The organism is Streptococcus oralis, assembly GCF_002386345.1.
GTDB classification, from domain to species: Bacteria; Bacillota; Bacilli; order Lactobacillales; family Streptococcaceae; genus Streptococcus; species Streptococcus oralis_S.
This window is the reverse complement of record NZ_CP023507.1, coordinates 920,472-937,790: the sequence shown is the minus strand read 5'-3', so window position 1 is coordinate 937,790 and position 17,319 is coordinate 920,472. Positions and strand designations below refer to the sequence as shown.

The 17,319-nt window shown below is 34.5% G+C and carries 22 protein-coding genes and 1 pseudogene; 21 read left to right on the top strand and 2 right to left on the bottom strand.

The genetic code is table 11. From position 1 onward, the window contains the following. Nucleotides 1-11: 11 nt before the first annotated feature. Nucleotides 12-347: a DinB/UmuC family translesion DNA polymerase gene (locus CO686_RS04705; protein ID WP_000806926.1), complete on the bottom strand. Its 336-nt coding sequence runs from the start codon at nucleotides 345-347 to the stop codon at nucleotides 12-14. After that, complete coding sequence (locus CO686_RS04700) at nucleotides 344-589, bottom strand: hypothetical protein (RefSeq protein ID WP_001813542.1); 246 nt, start codon at nucleotides 587-589, stop codon at nucleotides 344-346. Before CO686_RS04700 ends, CO686_RS04705 begins: the two co-directional genes overlap by 4 nt. A 433-nt stretch (nucleotides 590-1,022) precedes the next feature. Between CO686_RS04700 and CO686_RS04690 the strand changes: the two genes are divergently transcribed. From CO686_RS04690 to CO686_RS04590, 21 genes and pseudogenes are all read left to right on the top strand, one after another. Beyond that, nucleotides 1,023-1,586 (top strand): TMEM175 family protein, encoded by a 564-nt coding sequence (locus CO686_RS04690; protein ID WP_033630185.1) that lies wholly within the window; start codon nucleotides 1,023-1,025, stop codon nucleotides 1,584-1,586. A 263-nt stretch (nucleotides 1,587-1,849) separates the two neighbouring features. Then, nucleotides 1,850-2,458 (top strand): Type 1 glutamine amidotransferase-like domain-containing protein, encoded by a 609-nt coding sequence (locus CO686_RS04685; protein ID WP_070838604.1) that lies wholly within the window; start codon nucleotides 1,850-1,852, stop codon nucleotides 2,456-2,458. A gap of 178 nt (nucleotides 2,459-2,636) precedes the next feature. Beyond that, nucleotides 2,637-3,380: a CPBP family intramembrane glutamic endopeptidase gene (locus CO686_RS04680; protein ID WP_033629799.1), complete on the top strand. Its 744-nt coding sequence runs from the start codon at nucleotides 2,637-2,639 to the stop codon at nucleotides 3,378-3,380. 154 nt (nucleotides 3,381-3,534) lie between these two features. After that, on the top strand, nucleotides 3,535-4,341 hold the full coding sequence (locus CO686_RS04675) for an alpha/beta hydrolase (RefSeq protein WP_084849647.1): 807 nt from the start codon (nucleotides 3,535-3,537) through the stop codon (nucleotides 4,339-4,341). Nucleotides 4,342-4,352: 11 nt separating this feature from the next. Then, entirely contained in the window at nucleotides 4,353-4,481 is a 129-nt protein-coding gene (locus tag CO686_RS10555; RefSeq protein WP_084849648.1) for an ADP-ribosylglycohydrolase, read from the top strand. Between the two features lie 74 nt (nucleotides 4,482-4,555). Beyond that, nucleotides 4,556-4,966, top strand: a complete 411-nt coding sequence (locus CO686_RS04665) for a DUF7668 domain-containing protein (RefSeq protein ID WP_000510789.1) — start codon at nucleotides 4,556-4,558, stop codon at nucleotides 4,964-4,966. A gap of 334 nt (nucleotides 4,967-5,300) precedes the next feature. Continuing rightward, the gene (locus tag CO686_RS04660) at nucleotides 5,301-5,918 is read left to right on the top strand and encodes an SAP domain-containing protein (RefSeq protein ID WP_000573130.1); all 618 of its coding nucleotides are present in this window, start codon (nucleotides 5,301-5,303) and stop codon (nucleotides 5,916-5,918) included. A 40-nt stretch (nucleotides 5,919-5,958) separates the two neighbouring features. Beyond that, a complete protein-coding gene (locus CO686_RS04655; protein ID WP_000901527.1) occupies nucleotides 5,959-6,087 on the top strand; it encodes a hypothetical protein in 129 nt (42 codons plus the stop codon). Nucleotides 6,088-6,276: 189 nt separating this feature from the next. Beyond that, nucleotides 6,277-7,248: a DUF6892 domain-containing protein gene (locus tag CO686_RS04650; protein ID WP_000481649.1), complete on the top strand. Its 972-nt coding sequence runs from the start codon at nucleotides 6,277-6,279 to the stop codon at nucleotides 7,246-7,248. A 71-nt stretch (nucleotides 7,249-7,319) separates the two neighbouring features. Continuing rightward, a complete protein-coding gene (locus CO686_RS04645; protein WP_000713811.1) occupies nucleotides 7,320-7,991 on the top strand; it encodes a hypothetical protein in 672 nt (223 codons plus the stop codon). Nucleotides 7,992-8,050: 59 nt separating this feature from the next. Further along, nucleotides 8,051-8,713, top strand: coding sequence for a DUF443 domain-containing protein (locus CO686_RS04640; protein ID WP_096753576.1), 663 nt, complete (start codon nucleotides 8,051-8,053; stop codon nucleotides 8,711-8,713). Nucleotides 8,714-8,841: 128 nt separating this feature from the next. Next, nucleotides 8,842-9,471 carry a DUF443 domain-containing protein gene (locus tag CO686_RS04635; RefSeq protein WP_000968448.1) on the top strand — a complete coding sequence of 210 codons (630 nt, stop codon included), beginning with the start codon at nucleotides 8,842-8,844 and terminating at the stop codon, nucleotides 9,469-9,471. A gap of 120 nt (nucleotides 9,472-9,591) precedes the next feature. Continuing rightward, nucleotides 9,592-10,353: a hypothetical protein gene (locus tag CO686_RS04630; RefSeq protein WP_001108321.1), complete on the top strand. Its 762-nt coding sequence runs from the start codon at nucleotides 9,592-9,594 to the stop codon at nucleotides 10,351-10,353. Between the two features lie 38 nt (nucleotides 10,354-10,391). After that, a complete protein-coding gene (locus tag CO686_RS04625) occupies nucleotides 10,392-10,754 on the top strand; it encodes a hypothetical protein (protein ID WP_000841303.1) in 363 nt (120 codons plus the stop codon). 180 nt (nucleotides 10,755-10,934) lie between these two features. Continuing rightward, on the top strand, nucleotides 10,935-11,816 hold the full coding sequence (locus CO686_RS04620; protein ID WP_000757440.1) for a diacylglycerol/lipid kinase family protein: 882 nt from the start codon (nucleotides 10,935-10,937) through the stop codon (nucleotides 11,814-11,816). 63 nt (nucleotides 11,817-11,879) lie between these two features. Further along, nucleotides 11,880-12,371 carry a phosphoribosylanthranilate isomerase gene (locus CO686_RS04615; RefSeq protein WP_049549879.1) on the top strand — a complete coding sequence of 164 codons (492 nt, stop codon included), beginning with the start codon at nucleotides 11,880-11,882 and terminating at the stop codon, nucleotides 12,369-12,371. A gap of 175 nt (nucleotides 12,372-12,546) precedes the next feature. Further along, entirely contained in the window at nucleotides 12,547-14,286 is a 1,740-nt protein-coding gene (locus CO686_RS04610) for a glycoside hydrolase family 13 protein (RefSeq protein WP_049501040.1), read from the top strand. A 156-nt stretch (nucleotides 14,287-14,442) separates the two neighbouring features. Continuing rightward, on the top strand, nucleotides 14,443-15,318 hold the full coding sequence (locus tag CO686_RS04605) for a DUF4300 family protein (protein ID WP_000830951.1): 876 nt from the start codon (nucleotides 14,443-14,445) through the stop codon (nucleotides 15,316-15,318). Between the two features lie 21 nt (nucleotides 15,319-15,339). Then, nucleotides 15,340-15,522 carry a hypothetical protein gene (locus CO686_RS04600; RefSeq protein ID WP_000450744.1) on the top strand — a complete coding sequence of 61 codons (183 nt, stop codon included), beginning with the start codon at nucleotides 15,340-15,342 and terminating at the stop codon, nucleotides 15,520-15,522. Between the two features lie 68 nt (nucleotides 15,523-15,590). Then, nucleotides 15,591-16,098: pseudogene (locus CO686_RS10550) on the top strand (YfbM family protein). Nucleotides 16,099-16,276: 178 nt separating this feature from the next. Next, nucleotides 16,277-16,831, top strand: coding sequence for a hypothetical protein (locus CO686_RS04590; RefSeq protein WP_000411074.1), 555 nt, complete (start codon nucleotides 16,277-16,279; stop codon nucleotides 16,829-16,831). Nucleotides 16,832-17,319: the final 488 nt, after the last annotated feature.

The window sequence follows — 17,319 nt, the reverse complement described above, 5'->3', positions numbered from 1 at the left end:
TCAAATCCTTTCTATGCAGAGGCAAGGGTATTTTTATCAAATTGAATCGTAAAACCTTGAATTCCCCCACCTGTGTAACATTCTTTAAAGCGATTGATTACCTCAGTATAGATTATCACAGATGAGCTTGTTGGCTTAATGCTAAATGTAAATTCCAATGGTAATCGGTTTTCAGATTTAGCATGTACTAGTCGTATCGATATTTCAGTTGTTTTGAGTTTTCTCTGACGAAGTTTTGAAGTTGCTGTTTCAACGATTCCATGTAAAAATCTTTCAAGCATTTCAATATCATTACATCCTTTGCTACGGATTTCTGAAAATTGTACTGTATTTTTTTCTTGTTTCATTTTAATCCCTCCAATCCACCCGCGGAATGACCACCGATAAGTTTACTGCGTTCAATATTTCTGGAACCTTCAGTTAGGACGGTTCCTTTTTGTATGGCTAAAAAACCAAACTGTTCTCTGACAACATCAATAGCTGTCTGAAGTCTATTATCTTTTTCAATTTGTTCTACATCATCAAAGAGTGATAGTAGAGTATAGCTTTCATCTACGAAGCCACTATAAGATACACCAATTTGTCTCACTGCACCAGAGGTGTATTTTTTCGGAATAATACAAGTACATGACTCACCATTGTTTTGGGGAGATTTGCGGGTTCAATTTTATTCTGAGCATTTATAGATTTTTTCATCTCAGTCCTAGAATAGCCAATATGAATAGAAACGACAGTAGTCAATACTAGGGCTACTGTTCCGTTCCACAGTATCATTTAAAAATCATTTTCACACCCTTTCGTCTATTAGTATAGAAGAAAGCTCTCAGCACACGTGGAGTGCGTAAGTTATTTAGAGAAATGTAGTTAATCAACTCGCTTTTTTATTTCAAAGCGAGATGCTTCAAAACTCCACTGGAGCCTTGAACATATATAAAAATAAAGTTATTGTGTGACTGAAATAATCAGGCACTTGGATAGAATAGAATCGAAAGGACTATTTGATGAAAAAACAACCGCAAATAATGGAAAAGGAACGTTTGGGAGCCTTTATTGACGCTGTGTTAGCCATCGTTATGACTATCTTGGTTTTGGAGCTGGAAAAGCCAAAAACCTTTGATTTGCAAGGACTATGGGAGCTTAGAACAAATTTTCTTGCCTACGGTATTTCTTTCTTTTGGCTGGGAGCTATGTGGGTCAATATCCATTCTTCTTCGCATCTCATTAAAAAAGTTAGCCAAAAAACAGTCTGGGCAACCATTATTATGCTCTTTTTCTCCTCCCTTTTTCCCTATACCACTCAGCTCATAGCAACCCATTTCGACAATGGTAGTATGCAAGCATTCTATGGGGTAATCGTTCTACTCATTAGCTTTTCAGTATTATGGTATTACCGTACCTTGGATGAAGTGAATGATATAGCTGAGATGCATGCGTTAAGACGAGGACGAAAGCGTTGGATACGATGGGATATTGGTATTAAAATGTTAGGGCTTATCTTATCTCTGACAATCTTCCCAGCAGGAGTAGGACTGTCAGTCCTAGTAACACTTTTATTTATTGTTATCCCGAGACAATTTAAAGTCTAATCATTTAATCGACTCATCTGTTTTATTCGGGACTTAGTTGACTGCTTCCGATTCTGAGATTTTTGAATTTGTATTGATAAGCATTGCATTCAATACTTTTCTATAGGAATTCACTGAAATAACAGTCAAGACATATGATGTGTGTGACTCAGCTTGTACAAGTTGAGATAGTCAGGAATTTGAATAATTTTTTTGTAACAGTTATAATGACAATTATGAATAAACTTGTTTAAACTTTATGTCTCTTTAGAAAGTGTGTTAACTTGAAAGAACAAATATTTTTGATGGGTGGGAATCCCCCAATAACGAAATATAGCATTGTTGATAAAATTGTGTCATCAAGAAAGATTGAAAGAATTGTCATTTTTACAGTTTTTCGAGATAATTGGCAACCCTATATGAAAAAGTACACGGAAGTTTTCCAAAGTCAATTTCCTAATCTAAACACTGATTACTTACTTTTGGACACTGAGCAGATTGATTTTGATAGCTATTTAGATGCTGATCTAATCATCATTGGTGGAGGAAATACGGAAAAATATATAGCTACTTATGTCAATCAGGAGTTCAAAAATTATATCGATCATATGCTTAATAAAGGGGCAAAAGTTATAGGGTTTTCTGCAGGAGTCCTATTATTAGGAGAAAAAGTCTATGTCTCACCTAATGATAATTCAGATCATCAGATAAAGATAAAAAATGGATTAGGACTCTTTAGTCAGTTTTTAATTAGTGTCCATTATGATTCCTGGAATGATAAAGCTAATAAGGATAGAGCAGAAGAACTCGTCAGTGTTCCCATAATTCCACTAAATGATCATTCCTGTCTTGAATTGGATAGACTTGGAAACATTATTGAGAAAATTGACTAGTTTTAATCATGCGAATCTGAATCTACGAAACTAAAGTATTGACGAAATGAATAGTGAAAAGCCTTGATTGTAAGGCTTTTTTGTGTTTTTATGATAGAATATAGGTAGTTATAATCGATAGCAACTAAGAAGCAGTAAAAATATTATTCATAAAATAATCAAGATTAGGAAGAAAAAAATGACAGAAATTGATAAAAGGAACTTAAAAAATTATCTTTGTTTTACATTTGGAATTACTTATATATCTTGGGGGCTTCTTGCCATATTTACACAATCTTATATTTTGGGATTAGAGACATTTATAGGAAGAATATTACATATAGTTGGTGCACTTGGACCAGCTATTGCAAGTGGCTTTTATTTAAAAAGTAATAATATAAAATTTAAACATTTTTTATTTAATAGGATAGAAAATAGTAGTATTTATTTCATTTATCATATGTTAGCAATTTTGATACTATTTTCTGTATCTTCCTTAGAATTAAACGGAGTATCCATTTATCTGATGCCGTTATTCTTTATACAACTAATTTTTTTGGGTGGTGGACATGAAGAATTAGGATGGAGAGGAATATTACAACCATTACTTGATAAAAAATATACTTATTGGCAATCTAATTTGATTGTAGGATCAATTTGGGGAATATGGCATCTGCCTTTATGGTTTATAGTTGGAGAAAGTCATCAAGGATTTCCTTTTATTTTATTTTTTATATATACATTATTTTTAAGTTTTGTTTTAGGGCTTCTTTACCGTCAAACGAAATCTGTGGGATACTGTGTATTATTTCATGCATTCGCAAATTTGTTAAATCTCTATTTTGTGCTAAAAATTAATCTTATTTTTATTATCATTTTTATTGGTTATTTGATTTATACTATATTGGCGAGTAATAGAATTAGTAAGGAAACAACATTTTAAAATTTAGATCAGGATATCCATTATTGAGAGTAACGTGTGGTCATTCTAGATAATCAATGTTAGAGACTTTTCTATTTGATGAGACATCACTGCTTGTACGAGCTGATTAAACAAGGGTGTAGCTAGTGAAAGTCCTACAGTAAGGAGTTTAAACATGAAATTCCATGAATTTGGTGATAAGAATTTGCCTCCTATTTTACTGATACATGGTGGTGGCAGTTCTTGGTGGAATTATCTTCGTCAAGCACGAATCCTGTCAGAAGAATACCGTATTATTCTACCCACTTTGAATGGCCACGGCGAGGAATATCAACTTGATTATGTTTCTACTGAAGATTCTGCTTTGGAGATTCTAGACTATATCAAAGCAAACTGTGGTGGGAAATTGTTTGCAATCGGTGGTGTTTCACTTGGTGGTCAAATTGCCATGGAGCTTTTATCTTTAGACAGTGAAATTGCTGAGAAGGCCATCATAGATGGAAGCCTTTGTATTCCTCAACCAAGGTTAGCTAAAATCAGCATCTTTCTAGTGTCTCTATTTGGTAAACTGATGTTCAATAAATTCTCTTGCAAACTTCAGTTAAGCATGATGAACAAACTCTATCCTAAACTGGCTTATCCAGAGGAAATAAAAGATTATTATTTGGAGGATTTGCCAAGGACGCCTATCAAAACATTGGTGACCATTTACAAAAACTATATGGGATGTTACAAGCTGAAAGATATGATTTCTGCTAGCAAGGCTCAGGTTCTGTATATCTATGGTGAAAAAGAATTGAACTGTGTGAAAGAATCAGCGAAATTATTTCATCAGCTACATTCAAACACAATTTTGTATGAAGCAAAGGGCTATAACCACGGTTATTTATCAGCTTACCTGCCTTATGAGTGGATTGATTTGGTGGTGCCATTTTTAAAGAGTGACTCATTAGAAATGTGTAACGAATCTGATATGCCATAAGGAGGAATCTTATGCTAGGAGCAATTATTGGAGATATTGTAGGTTCAGTTTACGAATGGAATAATATCAAAACGAAAGACTTTCCATTATTTCGGAAGGATTGTTTTTTCACGGATGATACGGTAAGTCCGAACCACTGAGTGTGTGAGTTTGTTAGTGAAACATTTTTAATATTTATAAGATTTAAAGTTGATTACAAAAAGGAAGTATTATCATGGGAATATTCGATGATTTTGAGTACAAAGAAAACTACCTAGATGAAGAAAAAGTAATTGAAATACTTAAAAAGATTTTAAGAGCAATTCATCTAAATAATTATAGAGATATTTTGGATTGTGTTGATGGTTCAGAAGTTGATGATGTAAGAGAGTTACTTGAATATATTGACGATTCATTACAATTAAATGATTTTGATAAAATTGATGAATATGGTGTAGATTGTAATTTCCATCCGAATTATGAGTACTCCCAACTACAAGTTTATGAATTTAATGATCAAACTGGCTTTGTTGTTGAATATGAGATGACCTCCGATTCTGAATTAGTAGATTTAACCCTACAATTAGAATTTTTATACAATAATGATGGTTACAAAATAACTTCTATAGATGTCGATCCTGGATAAACCAAACTTAATTATCTTCGTTATATGATAAATGCGTATATTAAGGCTAGATAATTTGATTGTAAGTTGCTTAAAATATCGGTTAGTTTTTCAAATATTGGGAAAATGAAATATGTATCTATTGGAATTGTACCAAAATGATTATTCTAAAGATTTAGTCGTGTTTGATTTTTTAGAAGATGGAAAAGACTTTGTATCTCACTGATGATACGGTAAGTCCGAACCGCTGAGTGTGTGAGTTTGTTAGTGAAACATTGCTAATCCTCAAAATAAAGAAACTAAAACTCCATTATTTTGAGATGACAACCTAAACTGTTTTTAAGGAGGTAAAATATTGATAGAGAGTAGACCTGGGTTTGATAAAATCACATCCTTTGATGAATTTAATAAATACTATTGGTATCGTGATGAACTTTCACAGATATGCAAGTCATTAGGGCTTGAATATAGAGGTACAAAACAGGAACTCAATGATATTATTGAGCAGTACTTCAAGGGGAATTTGATTAAAAAATCATCAATAAAAAGCAAGAAGAAACAAGTAGAAGTCGTTACTTTAGATACGCCCTTACTTGAATGTGGATTCGCCTTTAATGCACACTTTAGAGAATATTTCTCAACTCTAACAGGTGTTTCGCCCTTTAAATTTACTGCTGATATGGCCACTGCCTGGAGAAAAGTCAAAAGAGAACATGATTTGAGTTTTACAATCCAAGATATGCTAAAAGTTTATTATGGAGATTCAGATTATGCCAAGTATGACCATTCGGTTTGTCAATGGAATCAATTTTTAAAGGATTTCTGTGCAGACGAAAATAGTGGCAACTACTCGAACAAACTAAAAGTAGCTTCTATTCTTTGGAAAGAAGTTCGAGACTCAAAGAAAGAAAAAGTTTATTCAAAAAAACTTTTGACTAAATATGCAGATAAAATAAAAGAGTATGACAAATAGAAATGTCTGTCTAAACCAATAGTTTATAAGGAGAAATGCCATGCTAGGATCTATTATTGGAGATATTGTAGGTTCAGTTTACGAATGGAACAATATTAAAACAAAAGACTTTCCATTATTTCGTGAGGATTGTTTTTTCACGGATGATACGGTAAATCCGAACCGCTGAATGTGTAAGTTTGTTAGTGAAACGTAGCTAATCCTCTCACCTTTTCATTTTAAGGTAAGAAGGCTTCCTGCTTTTTTAATCCTATGGACGAAAAATACGGCAAAACCTTATTTTATACAGTAAATTTTCTAACGTTAGAAAAATAGATTTGATGCATTTAGATAAACAAATTATAAATAGGAGAATCGAATGTTTAATTTTTTTAAAAAGAAAGATCCTAAAAACCTCGAAATCAATTTTCATGACAATTCAATGGTAATGAACGGAACCAGCTTGTCTTTTCCTTTATCTTTGAAAGATATTGAGGCCGTGTTAGGAAAGCCTGATCAGGTTGTCAAAAAAGAAAGTAAATACATAAAGTACGTTTACGACAATGCTGGTATTGTATTTGAACATTCGTCTTCTATCCGGAATCATTTAAAGAAATGCAGGGTCTATATTGATGATGAGCATCTACTTTCTACAATCAGTTTCTACTATGGTGATGTTGTAAAACCTATGTTTGGAGAAGAAGAATTACCCAAGATGCCTTGTCAAGCCGTAGTATCCACTGATGGGAAGCCTCCCTATTTTCTTTATGATAGACACAGAACTGGGGATTTCAATTTTATTTTATGGACCCCTCATGGAACCAATTTTAATGGAAGACCAGATGTAATGAGATATCCACTCACCATTTCTTACTATCCAGAAATCAAGCATGAACGTCAAAAATCAAATCCAAAAGTTGTTCAAGAAAAATATCTTCATTTTGATAATCTGAATTTTAAACTAGCTATTATCCAAGTATTGATGTATGATTTAGATATTTTAAAGCCAGCTTTTGATATTTTTGATTTTTCAGAGGAATTTAGCGAGTTGGATATTGATACAGAAAGTACAGAACTTGTAGAGCCTGCCTTAGAATACTTTAAAAATCTTCAGATTTCACAGAAGTATGCAAGTCTTGTAAAAGAGATTGATATGGATGGCGGTAATGAAATTTTTATGAATCTGATTCCTCAGTGGGATGGTGAGGATAGTACTTTTGATTTGAATGAGGTTAGTTTGGTTGAATTAAAGCAGTTCCCAAATTTAAAACAAGCGACAATCATGTCAAGTAATTTTGAACAAGTTAAGGAAACTTTTGCTAAAGCTGGAGTCGACGTAGAACTAGTGTAAGTTTAACTAAACATTTATAAATTTTTGAAAAAATCTTACTGTTATGACTCGAAAAAAGGATTAAGTAAAATATGAAAAAGTTTAAATGGTGTTTATGGGTAACTGGGGTTCTTGTTATTCTTATGACAGCATCTTCATTGAATGCTTGTAGTTTGGGTGGTGAAACCATTCCCAAAAACAGAACAAGGGAACAGTACGAGTTTGAAAAAACGTTTGATCCTATGTTTAAATTTTTGGAACAAGAGCAGAAGGATTTTAATGGGCTGGAAGCTTATAAAAGCAGCGTCTATATAAAAAATGGTGACGAAGTCAAAAGATGTGAAATCGACCTAGACATTACCAAGGCAGATGGTAAGGGCGACTATAGAATACAAATCGGAGAAAATAAAAAAACGGTTCCCGTTAGTTATTCTAATGGCAAGTTGCATTACGATTCAGCGATAGATCCTTTATTTGATGAAGAAATTCTTAACTTAGTTGTCAAAAGAGATGTTTTTGACTCCTTGAATGTAAAAAGAACGTTAAGAACTGGAACAACAGAGCTTAGTGAAATTATCTACCAGCCAGAAACTCAGTCTGAACTCTTTCAGAAACTGAAAATCAAATATGATCTACCAGAGGAAACTACATGCCAAATCAGGGTAAATTACTCAGATAAAACAAATTATGGGATCACAATACAGTTAACATCGAAAGAGATGTCTGTCAAAATTGGTTTAACTATTATTAAAAAACGGGGCTAACGATTTAGGAATGTTATTGAAAAGAGTTTTTTAACTCTGAGAAGGATTTAAAGGTGACTATGAAGGTAAAATTTAAAGAAACGAATAAAGTATTTTTCAAAATAGTAGAAGTAGAGGGAGAAAAGTATATTCTAGATTTGACGACTGTTAGACCAAAATCCTATTTCTGGGGTTCTCTTCCCGATGAAATTACTGCAAAAATGCAAAAGTTAGATAAAAGAGATATGCGTTTTGAGAGTGTAGCTCCAACTATGAGTAAATCAATTGGGATTACAATTGGTACAGCAATAGGGGGATCTGGCTATCGGCTTGTGACAAATTTTTTTAGAAACAATGGGATTAGTCATAACCTTCCTTTAAAGATAGGCTTATATGGCCTATTCATTTCCCTAGCTTATCTTGCTTTCTGGTTCATTGCCATAAGAGCTCGTCATAGCGTCCAAAAAAGACTTGAGAATAACGTTACAAATTATAAAATAACCTTTAAACCAGTTGGAAATAAACGTCAATTAAAACATTACAAACTTCTTCCTTTTATCCTTGTTCCGACTCTTGGATGTTTTGCATTTTATCTATATACTGTTAATGGAACAGAGGGAGCCTTACTTGTTATTAATAGTATTCTATTATTGGGATTTTTTACAGTGATTTTAGGCATGTCACCACTCCGAGAAAGTGTCGAAAAGCAAGAGATTATTTTTGATAGAATAGAGAAGTTATAAGTTAAGATGAAAGCTGTTTATGATCCTATTTTGCAGGTCACATTGGGTTATTTTATAAGAAAAAATTAGGGAATTAATTAGAAAGTATTTGAGGAATAGACGTGTAATTAAAATTTAAAAATTCAAGCATGATGTGCTTTCAAATTGTTCAGATAAATCACGAATCGAAGAAGTATGTCATGGATACAAGTACTATAAGCCCAAAGAGCTATTATTGGGGAATAAAAACAGATACGATTACAGTGAACATGGTAGAGATTGAAAAGAATAATAACCAGTTTGCAATTAAACCTAGAAGACCTGTAAATGCGACAATGGTAGCCATTATCGTTCAACCAATTGTCAAGGTTAGCTATGATATCTTAAAGAAACTTTTTATTCAAAACAACCTTAGTGACCAATTGTTAATAAAGTTATTTCTCTTTGCAATTTCTATGCTGATTTCTTATTTTGCCATTCTGATTTCATTAAAGTTATCCCATAATAAAGCAGATAAATGGATTCCTCAAAACAGCAATAAATACACAGTGACCTTTACAACTATTAAAAAAAGTAACGGAGGAGTATATCCTTTGGTTGGAGCAATTGCCCTTTGTTTACTTTTCTTTCTTGGTTTGAATAATGGAACAGAAGGGGCTTTTTTGGTAATCAATGGAATCATATCGTTATTCTTTTTCATGTTTACTCTAGGAAGTTTTCCAATCGCTCATCCATACAAGCATGGTCAAATTGAGGTTGAAAAGATTGAGAAAATATAGAATAAATGATATTGATTCAAGTATTAAACTTATTCGTGAAGCATTTTGTTAGTCAATGACTCATTTAAGGTTCAGAACTTCTCTCGTAATGCCACATTGTAATTTAGAAAAGGAGTAAAAATGAATTATTTAGAAATACGTAAGAAATATGCATTTTATAGAAAAGTCGTGATTGTTTTGGCTGTTCTTCTCAGTCTTTTTGTAGCTTGGATGGTGAAAGATAGGACTACTCAAACCCTTTGTATTTTATTCATAAGTGCACTTTTATTTCTTTTCATTGCACTAATCAGAAGAGGGTATGTAAGGAGTGGTACTAAGTTACTGCATATGGACTTAGATTTACCATCTTGGAAGCAATACATTGAATTGAAGAAAGATGCAAAAAGAGCTATTATAAAAATGGATGTGACACTAACATCTGTTGGGTATTCCTATATGATTGGTGATTTCGATGCTGCCATTAAGGAGGCTTCTGAAGCAATGACTGATCAAAAACTGAAGCCGAAATACAGGGATTTCTTTGAGAGTTACCTCGTTCGTTCGACAGTTCTTGCAAACCCTAATCTGACCAGGGACCAGCTTGATCTTATATTAAATAAAATGTCCATATCAGATCCAACTCTAGCTGAGAAAACAAAAAGCGTAAGTATTGCGCTTTACGATTTAACAATTGCTCATCAATCCAATGATTACTTTGAAGAATTGGAAAACGAATTTAAATATCAACAATTGGAAATCACTTATTATCAAGCTTTGAACTCTAAATTAAAAGGAGATATGACCAGGGCGAATGAGTTGTTTAGAAAACTCGCTCAAGAAGATGAACAGCTCTATATCGTACGGAAGTCTAAAGAATTTTTAAATAGTGAATCTATTAATTAGCGATGAATAAGTACAGAAAAGGATAAAAAGGATTAAGTGTGAAATCAAATAAATTATTGCTAATAAACGGAGTTATTTCTTTAATTGGAGCTTTAACGATTACTTACCTTTCTTCTAAAATGTGGAAATTTGAAATCATTTACTGGGTGATACCTAAGCTTGTTAGACTTTCTAGTTGGGATGGAATCTACTTTTCAACTTGTTTAATATTGCTGTTTTTTGGTTTTGTAGCATTCCTTCTTCATGATGAAGAATCAAAAGTCAATAAGAAGACTTATCAGTTTCTTTTGATTGCATCTATTATTGGTTTTATTCCGATATTAGCTGGATTTTCCAGTGTGTTCGCATTTGTTTCAGCCATTTTATACTTAATGGATTATATAAAATTGTCGAAAAAGTAAAGTAGTGGATTGTTAACAATAAGTATTTATTCTTGTTTAAGTTGAGGTTAGTGCTTGATACATTAACGTATCTATTCTAGTTAGTGGATTCGATTTTTCAAGCATTTGGATGGCGTTTCCATAACTCAAGTGATATAATTAGTTACTAGAATTTTTGTAACTATTAAAGGAGTATTATCAATAAAAAAAGTAATGTTAATTATCAACCCTACCTCTGGTGGGGAAAAGGCTTTGGATTACAAAGAAAAGCTGGAGAATAAAGCAAAAGAATATTTTGAGCATGTGGAAACCAAAATTACCGAAAAAGCGTTAGACGCAACACACTTTGCTGAGGAAGCGTCTCGTGAGCAGTATGATGCAGTGGTTGTGTTTGGAGGGGACGGGACTGTCAATGAAGTTATTTCAGGTATTGCTGAGAGAGACTACATTCCGAAGTTAGGGATTATCCCTGGCGGTACTGGTAACCTCATTACGAAACTGTTGGAAATCAATCAAGACATTGATGACGCGATAGATGAACTCGATTTTAATTTAACCAACAAGATTGATATAGGTAAAGCAAATGATAACTATTTTGGTTATATCTTTAGTATCGGTTCTCTGCCTGAGGCGATTCACAATGTGGAGATTGAGGACAAGACAAAATTCGGTATTTTTGCCTATGCTGTAAATACCATGAAGTCTGTCATGACGGATCAGGTCTTTAATATTAATGTCGAGACAGAAAATGGAAATTATGTTGGTGAAGCTAGTCATGTTTTGGTTCTCTTGACAAATTACTTCGCTGATAAGAAAATCTTTGAAGAAGACAAGGATGGCTATGCCAATATTTTGATTCTAAAAGATGCTTCTATATTCTCTAAATTATCCGTCATTCCTGATTTACTAAAAGGAGATGTTGTCGGCAATGATAATATTGAGTATATCAGAGCGCGTAATATTAAGATCTCTTCAGATAGTGAATTGGAGTCAGATGTTGACGGCGATAAATCGGATAACCTACCTGTTGAAATCAAAGTCCTAGCTCAGCGAGTAGAAGTATTTTCAAAACCGAAAGAGTAGAAGGTAAAAATTAGTTTATCTCTCACAGAGAAATAAAGTTTCATATCAACGATTGGAGGAGGAATGAATTCTCTACTTGATGAATTTCGAACAATTTGTTCTCATTTAAACCAAGTCGGAATCACTCCGACGCTCATGGGGTCTTTGGGTTTTGAATACCGTTCAAATGAAGAATGGCAGCCATCTGACATTGACATTCATGTTCCTGGAGATCCTAGAGGATGGGAAGCACCTGATCATCTCCGGATTTATGACTGGGACAAGATAATGAAAGTGATGAAAGGCTTAGGCTACGTTTTAATAGATATTCATGAGCATGAATTCCAAAAGGATGGTCTGAGTGCTGAGTTTGGAAGTATCAATTCTTTACCTGATTTTGCAGGAGTTTCGGAATCGGATATAGAGTTGATTCATCTCGATGACATCACATTTCGTGTACCAAACCTAGAACAGTTTTTAAGTATTTACAAGGCTTCTTCCCAAGATTCTTATAGAAATGACCACAATAACAATAAGGATTTTAAAAAGATAGAGTGGCTGGAAAAACATTTGTAAATCATCAATCAGAAAGTAGTAGGTATTAAGACTTACTGCTTTTTTATTCTCAAAAACAATCCACTCGAAACTACGAACAAACCTTGCAAATAAAATACGAAAGTAGTATACTAGAATCACAATCATGAAAACGTTTGCGTCGTTAATGCAACCAAGTAAATCAGGAGACAGAACAATGGAATTACCAGCCATTTACCACAAACCAGAGTCGGAGTATGCTTATCTTTATAAAGACAAGACAATGCACATTCGTATCCGGACCAAGAAAGATGATATTGAAAGCATTAGCTTACATTATGGAGATCCTTTTATCTTTATAGAGGACCATTATGAAGCAATCAAGAAGATGCACAAAGTAACTTCCGATGCCTTGTTTGATTACTGGCAAGTGGAGATTACGGTCGGCCATGCTCGACTCCAGTATCTTTTTGAACTCATAGATAACCAAAATCAGAGTATTTTATATGGCGATAAGGGATGTGTTGAAAACACACTAGAAAATCTTCATTATGAAGGAAATGGCTTTAAAATTCCTTATATTCATGAGATTGATGCTTGCCATGTTCCTGACTGGGTGGCCGATACAGTTTGGTATCAGATTTTTCCAGAACGTTTTGCTAATGGGAACCCTGAGATTTCACTTGAAGGTACGCTAGTTTGGGATTCCTCTATCAAACCAAAGACGAGCGATTTCTTTGGTGGTGATTTACAAGGCATTATTGACCATCTGGATTACTTGCAAGACTTAGGGATTACAGGTCTTTATCTCTGTCCGATTTTTGAATCCCCGAGCAATCACAAGTATAATACGACGGATTATTTCGAAATTAACCGTCATTTTGGAGACAAGAAAATCTTCCGTAAACTGGTGGAGGGAGCCCATCAGAGGGGCATGAAAATCATGCTGGATGCTGTTTTCAATCATATCGGGGACCAGTCTCCACAATGGCAGGATGTTCTCAAGCATGGTGAAAAGTCGGAATATAAAGACTGGTTCCATGTTCAAGAATTCCCCGTGACCAAGGATAAGCTGGGAAACCCAAGAAAACTCCCTTACCATACCTTTGCCTTTGCCAGCTATATGCCCAAGCTCAATACGGCCAATCCTCAAGTGAGAGACTATCTGTTAAGCGTTGCGACTTACTGGATTGAAGAGTTTGATATCGATGCATGGCGCCTGGATGTAGCAAATGAAGTAGACCATCAATTTTGGAGAGATTTCCATAAGGCTGTCTTGGCTAAAAAGCCTGACCTTTATATTCTTGGAGAGGTTTGGCACACTTCACAGCCCTGGCTAAATGGAGATGAATTCCACGCAGTCATGAACTATCCTCTCTCTGACAGTATCAAGGATTATTTCTTGCGAGGGACTAAGAAGACACCTCAATTTATCGATGAAATCAATAGCCAGTCTATGTACTATAGACAACAGATTTCGGAAGTGATGTTCAATCTTTTGGATTCGCATGATACGGAGCGCATTTTGACTACTGCCAAGGAAGATGTTCAACTCGTTAAGTCGGCTCTTGCTTTCCTCTTTTTACAAAGAGGGACACCGTGTTTCTACTATGGAACAGAGTTGGAGTTAGGTGGAGGACCAGATCCAGATTGTCGTCGTGTCATGCCTTGGGAACGTGTTTCAGACAGTAATGACATGCTTAATTTTATGAAGAAGTTGATTCAGCTTCGCAAGAGTGTCTCAGATATAATTCAGAACGGGACCTATAGACTGAAAGAAATCAAGCCAGATGTGGTATCTCTGGCATGGGATTATGATGGACAAAAAATCCAAGCTGTTTTTAACCAATCAACTGAAAATTATCTTGTAGATAGTGATGTTGTAGCTCTAGCAAGTCATTGCCAAGTATTGGAGCAGCAACTGGTGATATTGCCTAAAGGTTTTGTGATTCAATAAAAAATAGGATTAAAAAGGCTGTAATGAATGGGTGATTCGTGCAGTCTTTTTTTGACTTATGTAGTATAATAAAGCTAAGTCACGGATTACCGGATGAGGGATTAGTGAAGAGTGTTTAAAGAAAAATAGGGACTTGTGCTTTAGAAAGGAAATTTCATGAAACGATCGAGAAAAGTAGTAGCCTTGGGACTGTGTTTGCCCTTATTTCTTGGTTTGGCTGCTTGTCAGCAAAATAATACGAGCACTGAAGCTACAAATCAGACACAGACCAGTTCAGATAAAGTTCCTTGGACGGCTTCATATACCAATTTAAACAGTCAGGTAAGTTCCGAAGAGGTCAAATCTCTCTTATCAGCTCACTTGGATCCAAATAGTGTTGAGGCATTTTTCAATCTTGTTACAGACTATAATGTGACTGTCGGCTCCACTGGTTTAAGTGGGGATTTTACCTCTTTTACGAAGACAGAATACGACGTAGAGAAAATCAGCAATCTCTGGAATCAAAAAAAGGGTGACTTTGTTGGGACCAACTGTCGCATCAATAGCTATGCGCTCTTAAAAAATTCGGTCACCATTCCAAAACTTGAAAAGAATGATCAGCTGCTTTTTGTGGATAACGATGCTATCGATAAGGGAAAAGTATTTGATGCGAAAGATAAGGAAGAGTTTGATATTCTATTTTCTAGAGTGGAGACGGAAGCAACGACGGATGTAAAAGTTCACGCGCAGAAGATGGAGAAATTCTTCTCTCAGTTTCAATTCAATGATAAAGCTCGAATGTTGTCTGTTGTATTGCATGACAATTTGGATGGAGAGTATCTTTTTGTCGGGCATGTTGGTGTTTTAGTGCCAGCTGAGGAGGGTTTCTTATTTGTAGAGAAACTGACTTTTGAAGAGCCCTATCAAGCTATTAAGTTTGCGAGTAAAGAGGATTGTTACAAGTATTTAGCTACAAAGTATGCGGATTATACAGGTGACGGACTTGCTAAGCCTTTCATCATGGACAATGAAAAATGGGTTGAAGGATATTAAGATAGGCAAAGGAGAAGCAATATGGAGACTGTAATAGCGCTTTTAGTTATTATTCTTATCGGATTCTGGGCTGTAAACATTCTCAAGCCTCGTAAGTCAAATAAAAAAGAAAGATTTTTAGGCTATATGCAGCGCTATGATATAGATGGTGAGGGTTATCAGTCAGAAGTCTGGGAAGTGACAGAAGATGAGAATGAGAAATAAGGAGAAGTATCCAAAAACAGTAGATTTCTTGCCTTTTTCAAGAAAGGGGACTAATAGGAGGAAACATTATGGGAATGATTGCTAATTATCAATATCTATCTGACAATGAATTAAGCCAAATAAAGCGGTATTCTTGTCAAGAAGAGGATTTGCTTGACTTAGTAGAAGATTATCCTGAGGGAAATGATACGTTGATAGATATTGACAAAATGTGGGATGTCTTACTCTTTGTTATGACAGGTTTTAGTAGTTCAGAATTTATGGATGACGACCCCTTGAGAGAAGCTGTCTTGGGAGTAAACTCCTTTAGAAAATGTATCAGAGTATGCAGCCTATACTGAACACTCAAAGATAGCTGAGATTGTTCAAGCTTTAGAGAATTTTGACATGGATAGGGCTCTGGCAGACTTTAGCATGGAAGCATGCAAGAAGGCAGATTTGTATCCCGATATTTGGGATTATCTTGATGAAGAGGAAGAAATCAAGGATGATATTCGAACCTGTTTTGTAAAAATGAAAAACTTTTATAAGAAAATCTTAACACTCAAAGGAAATGTCTTAGTGACTATTTGTTAACTACTTTTACCAACTGTTAGTCAGGTGCGTGATGAATGCACATCTAGAAAATTGTACACCTGATGACTTGTCTGGTGAAGGAAATATTCCACAGTATAGTTGGGCGGAATAGATAGAAATTGGTTATAGAATTTGTAAGCATAATAGATTTTAAGCTTTAAGATGGAGGATTAAAGAGATGGAAAAAATTGAATGGGAAAATGCAAAGACGCGTTTAGATGCCTTGCTTGTCATTGTTGAGTATCGAACAGATCCAAACAAGCCCTGGCTTCGATTGATCAGTAAGACTGAGGAGTGCTATGGGGTCCGTTACCTTATCGACAACGGTTCTGGCGATTCTCTAGATGTGATCTTTACTGATAAAATGATTTTTATAAAGGGCTTTGATCATGAAAGCAGTTTGAGTCAATTTGCTGCGGATGAGTGGAATCAAGATATCATAGACGGATTTTATAAAGGACTGGATGAAAAGTATCAAAACCTTTACTCAGAAGAGCAAAAAGATGAAACAACCTTCTTTATCTGGTATGACGGACAAGAGCATCAAAATACCTACCAAGATCAGGACGGTGGCGAATGGTTATTATCCTATTTCTTTGACAGTTTTGAGAAATTTCATGAGTTTGTAGAGTACTATTATTCAATTACCGTAGATGAGGACTTACTTAGAAAACTTTACAAACAAGGACAGCTTTCAAAAGTAGAATTGGAGCAGTTGATTCACACTTCCTAGCTGGAAATATGTATAAAATCTGATGAAAAGAATTGATTTTCAATATCAAGTCATACTTTAAGATTATTAAAATATCTAATGATTGTAGTTTCTTTTTTCTTACTTCTTTGACGTTTTAAAGCGATTTCTTTTTGTCATTGAATAATATTTCACGAACAAAAAAAGAAATTCTTTAAAAAAGTTTCACAAAATCCTTTACAAGCTCTTATAAACATGATATAGTTATAAGGCTTAGAAAATGAGAAGATGTTTTCTAGCAAATATAAACCCGAGTAAAAAATGCCTACGGACAGGCAGGGTTGAATGCCGAAGCGTGGTTGAAAAGCCACATTATTGATAGGGTTAAAAGCCTACTTTTATAAGTTGATGTTAGGACGCTTGTCCTAATTCATAAATTTTAGTGTGGTGAAAGCACACGTCATCTTGTGAAACGATCAATAAAGTACGTAATATTTGCTACTAGAGAGTTAGGAAACATCGGGAACAGA

Excerpts from the sequence above, each read along its gene's own strand:
- CO686_RS04705 (WP_000806926.1), bottom strand. The coding sequence starts at position 347 with ATGAAACAAGAAAAAAATACAGTACAATTTTCAGAAATCCGTAGCAAA.
- CO686_RS04690 (WP_033630185.1), top strand. The coding sequence starts at position 1,023 with ATGGAAAAGGAACGTTTGGGAGCCTTTATTGACGCTGTGTTAGCCATC.
- CO686_RS04680 (WP_033629799.1), top strand. The coding sequence starts at position 2,637 with ATGACAGAAATTGATAAAAGGAACTTAAAAAATTATCTTTGTTTTACA.
- CO686_RS04675 (WP_084849647.1), top strand. The coding sequence starts at position 3,535 with ATGAAATTCCATGAATTTGGTGATAAGAATTTGCCTCCTATTTTACTG.
- CO686_RS10555 (WP_084849648.1), top strand. The coding sequence starts at position 4,353 with ATGCTAGGAGCAATTATTGGAGATATTGTAGGTTCAGTTTACGAATGG.
- CO686_RS04665 (WP_000510789.1), top strand. The coding sequence starts at position 4,556 with ATGGGAATATTCGATGATTTTGAGTACAAAGAAAACTACCTAGATGAA.
- CO686_RS04655 (WP_000901527.1), top strand. The coding sequence starts at position 5,959 with ATGCTAGGATCTATTATTGGAGATATTGTAGGTTCAGTTTACGAATGG.
- CO686_RS04650 (WP_000481649.1), top strand. The coding sequence starts at position 6,277 with ATGTTTAATTTTTTTAAAAAGAAAGATCCTAAAAACCTCGAAATCAAT.
- CO686_RS04645 (WP_000713811.1), top strand. The coding sequence starts at position 7,320 with ATGAAAAAGTTTAAATGGTGTTTATGGGTAACTGGGGTTCTTGTTATT.
- CO686_RS04640 (WP_096753576.1), top strand. The coding sequence starts at position 8,051 with ATGAAGGTAAAATTTAAAGAAACGAATAAAGTATTTTTCAAAATAGTA.
- CO686_RS04635 (WP_000968448.1), top strand. The coding sequence starts at position 8,842 with ATGATGTGCTTTCAAATTGTTCAGATAAATCACGAATCGAAGAAGTAT.
- CO686_RS04630 (WP_001108321.1), top strand. The coding sequence starts at position 9,592 with ATGAATTATTTAGAAATACGTAAGAAATATGCATTTTATAGAAAAGTC.
- CO686_RS04615 (WP_049549879.1), top strand. The coding sequence starts at position 11,880 with ATGAATTCTCTACTTGATGAATTTCGAACAATTTGTTCTCATTTAAAC.
- CO686_RS04610 (WP_049501040.1), top strand. The coding sequence starts at position 12,547 with ATGGAATTACCAGCCATTTACCACAAACCAGAGTCGGAGTATGCTTAT.
- CO686_RS04605 (WP_000830951.1), top strand. The coding sequence starts at position 14,443 with ATGAAACGATCGAGAAAAGTAGTAGCCTTGGGACTGTGTTTGCCCTTA.
- CO686_RS04600 (WP_000450744.1), top strand. The coding sequence starts at position 15,340 with ATGGAGACTGTAATAGCGCTTTTAGTTATTATTCTTATCGGATTCTGG.
- CO686_RS04590 (WP_000411074.1), top strand. The coding sequence starts at position 16,277 with ATGGAAAAAATTGAATGGGAAAATGCAAAGACGCGTTTAGATGCCTTG.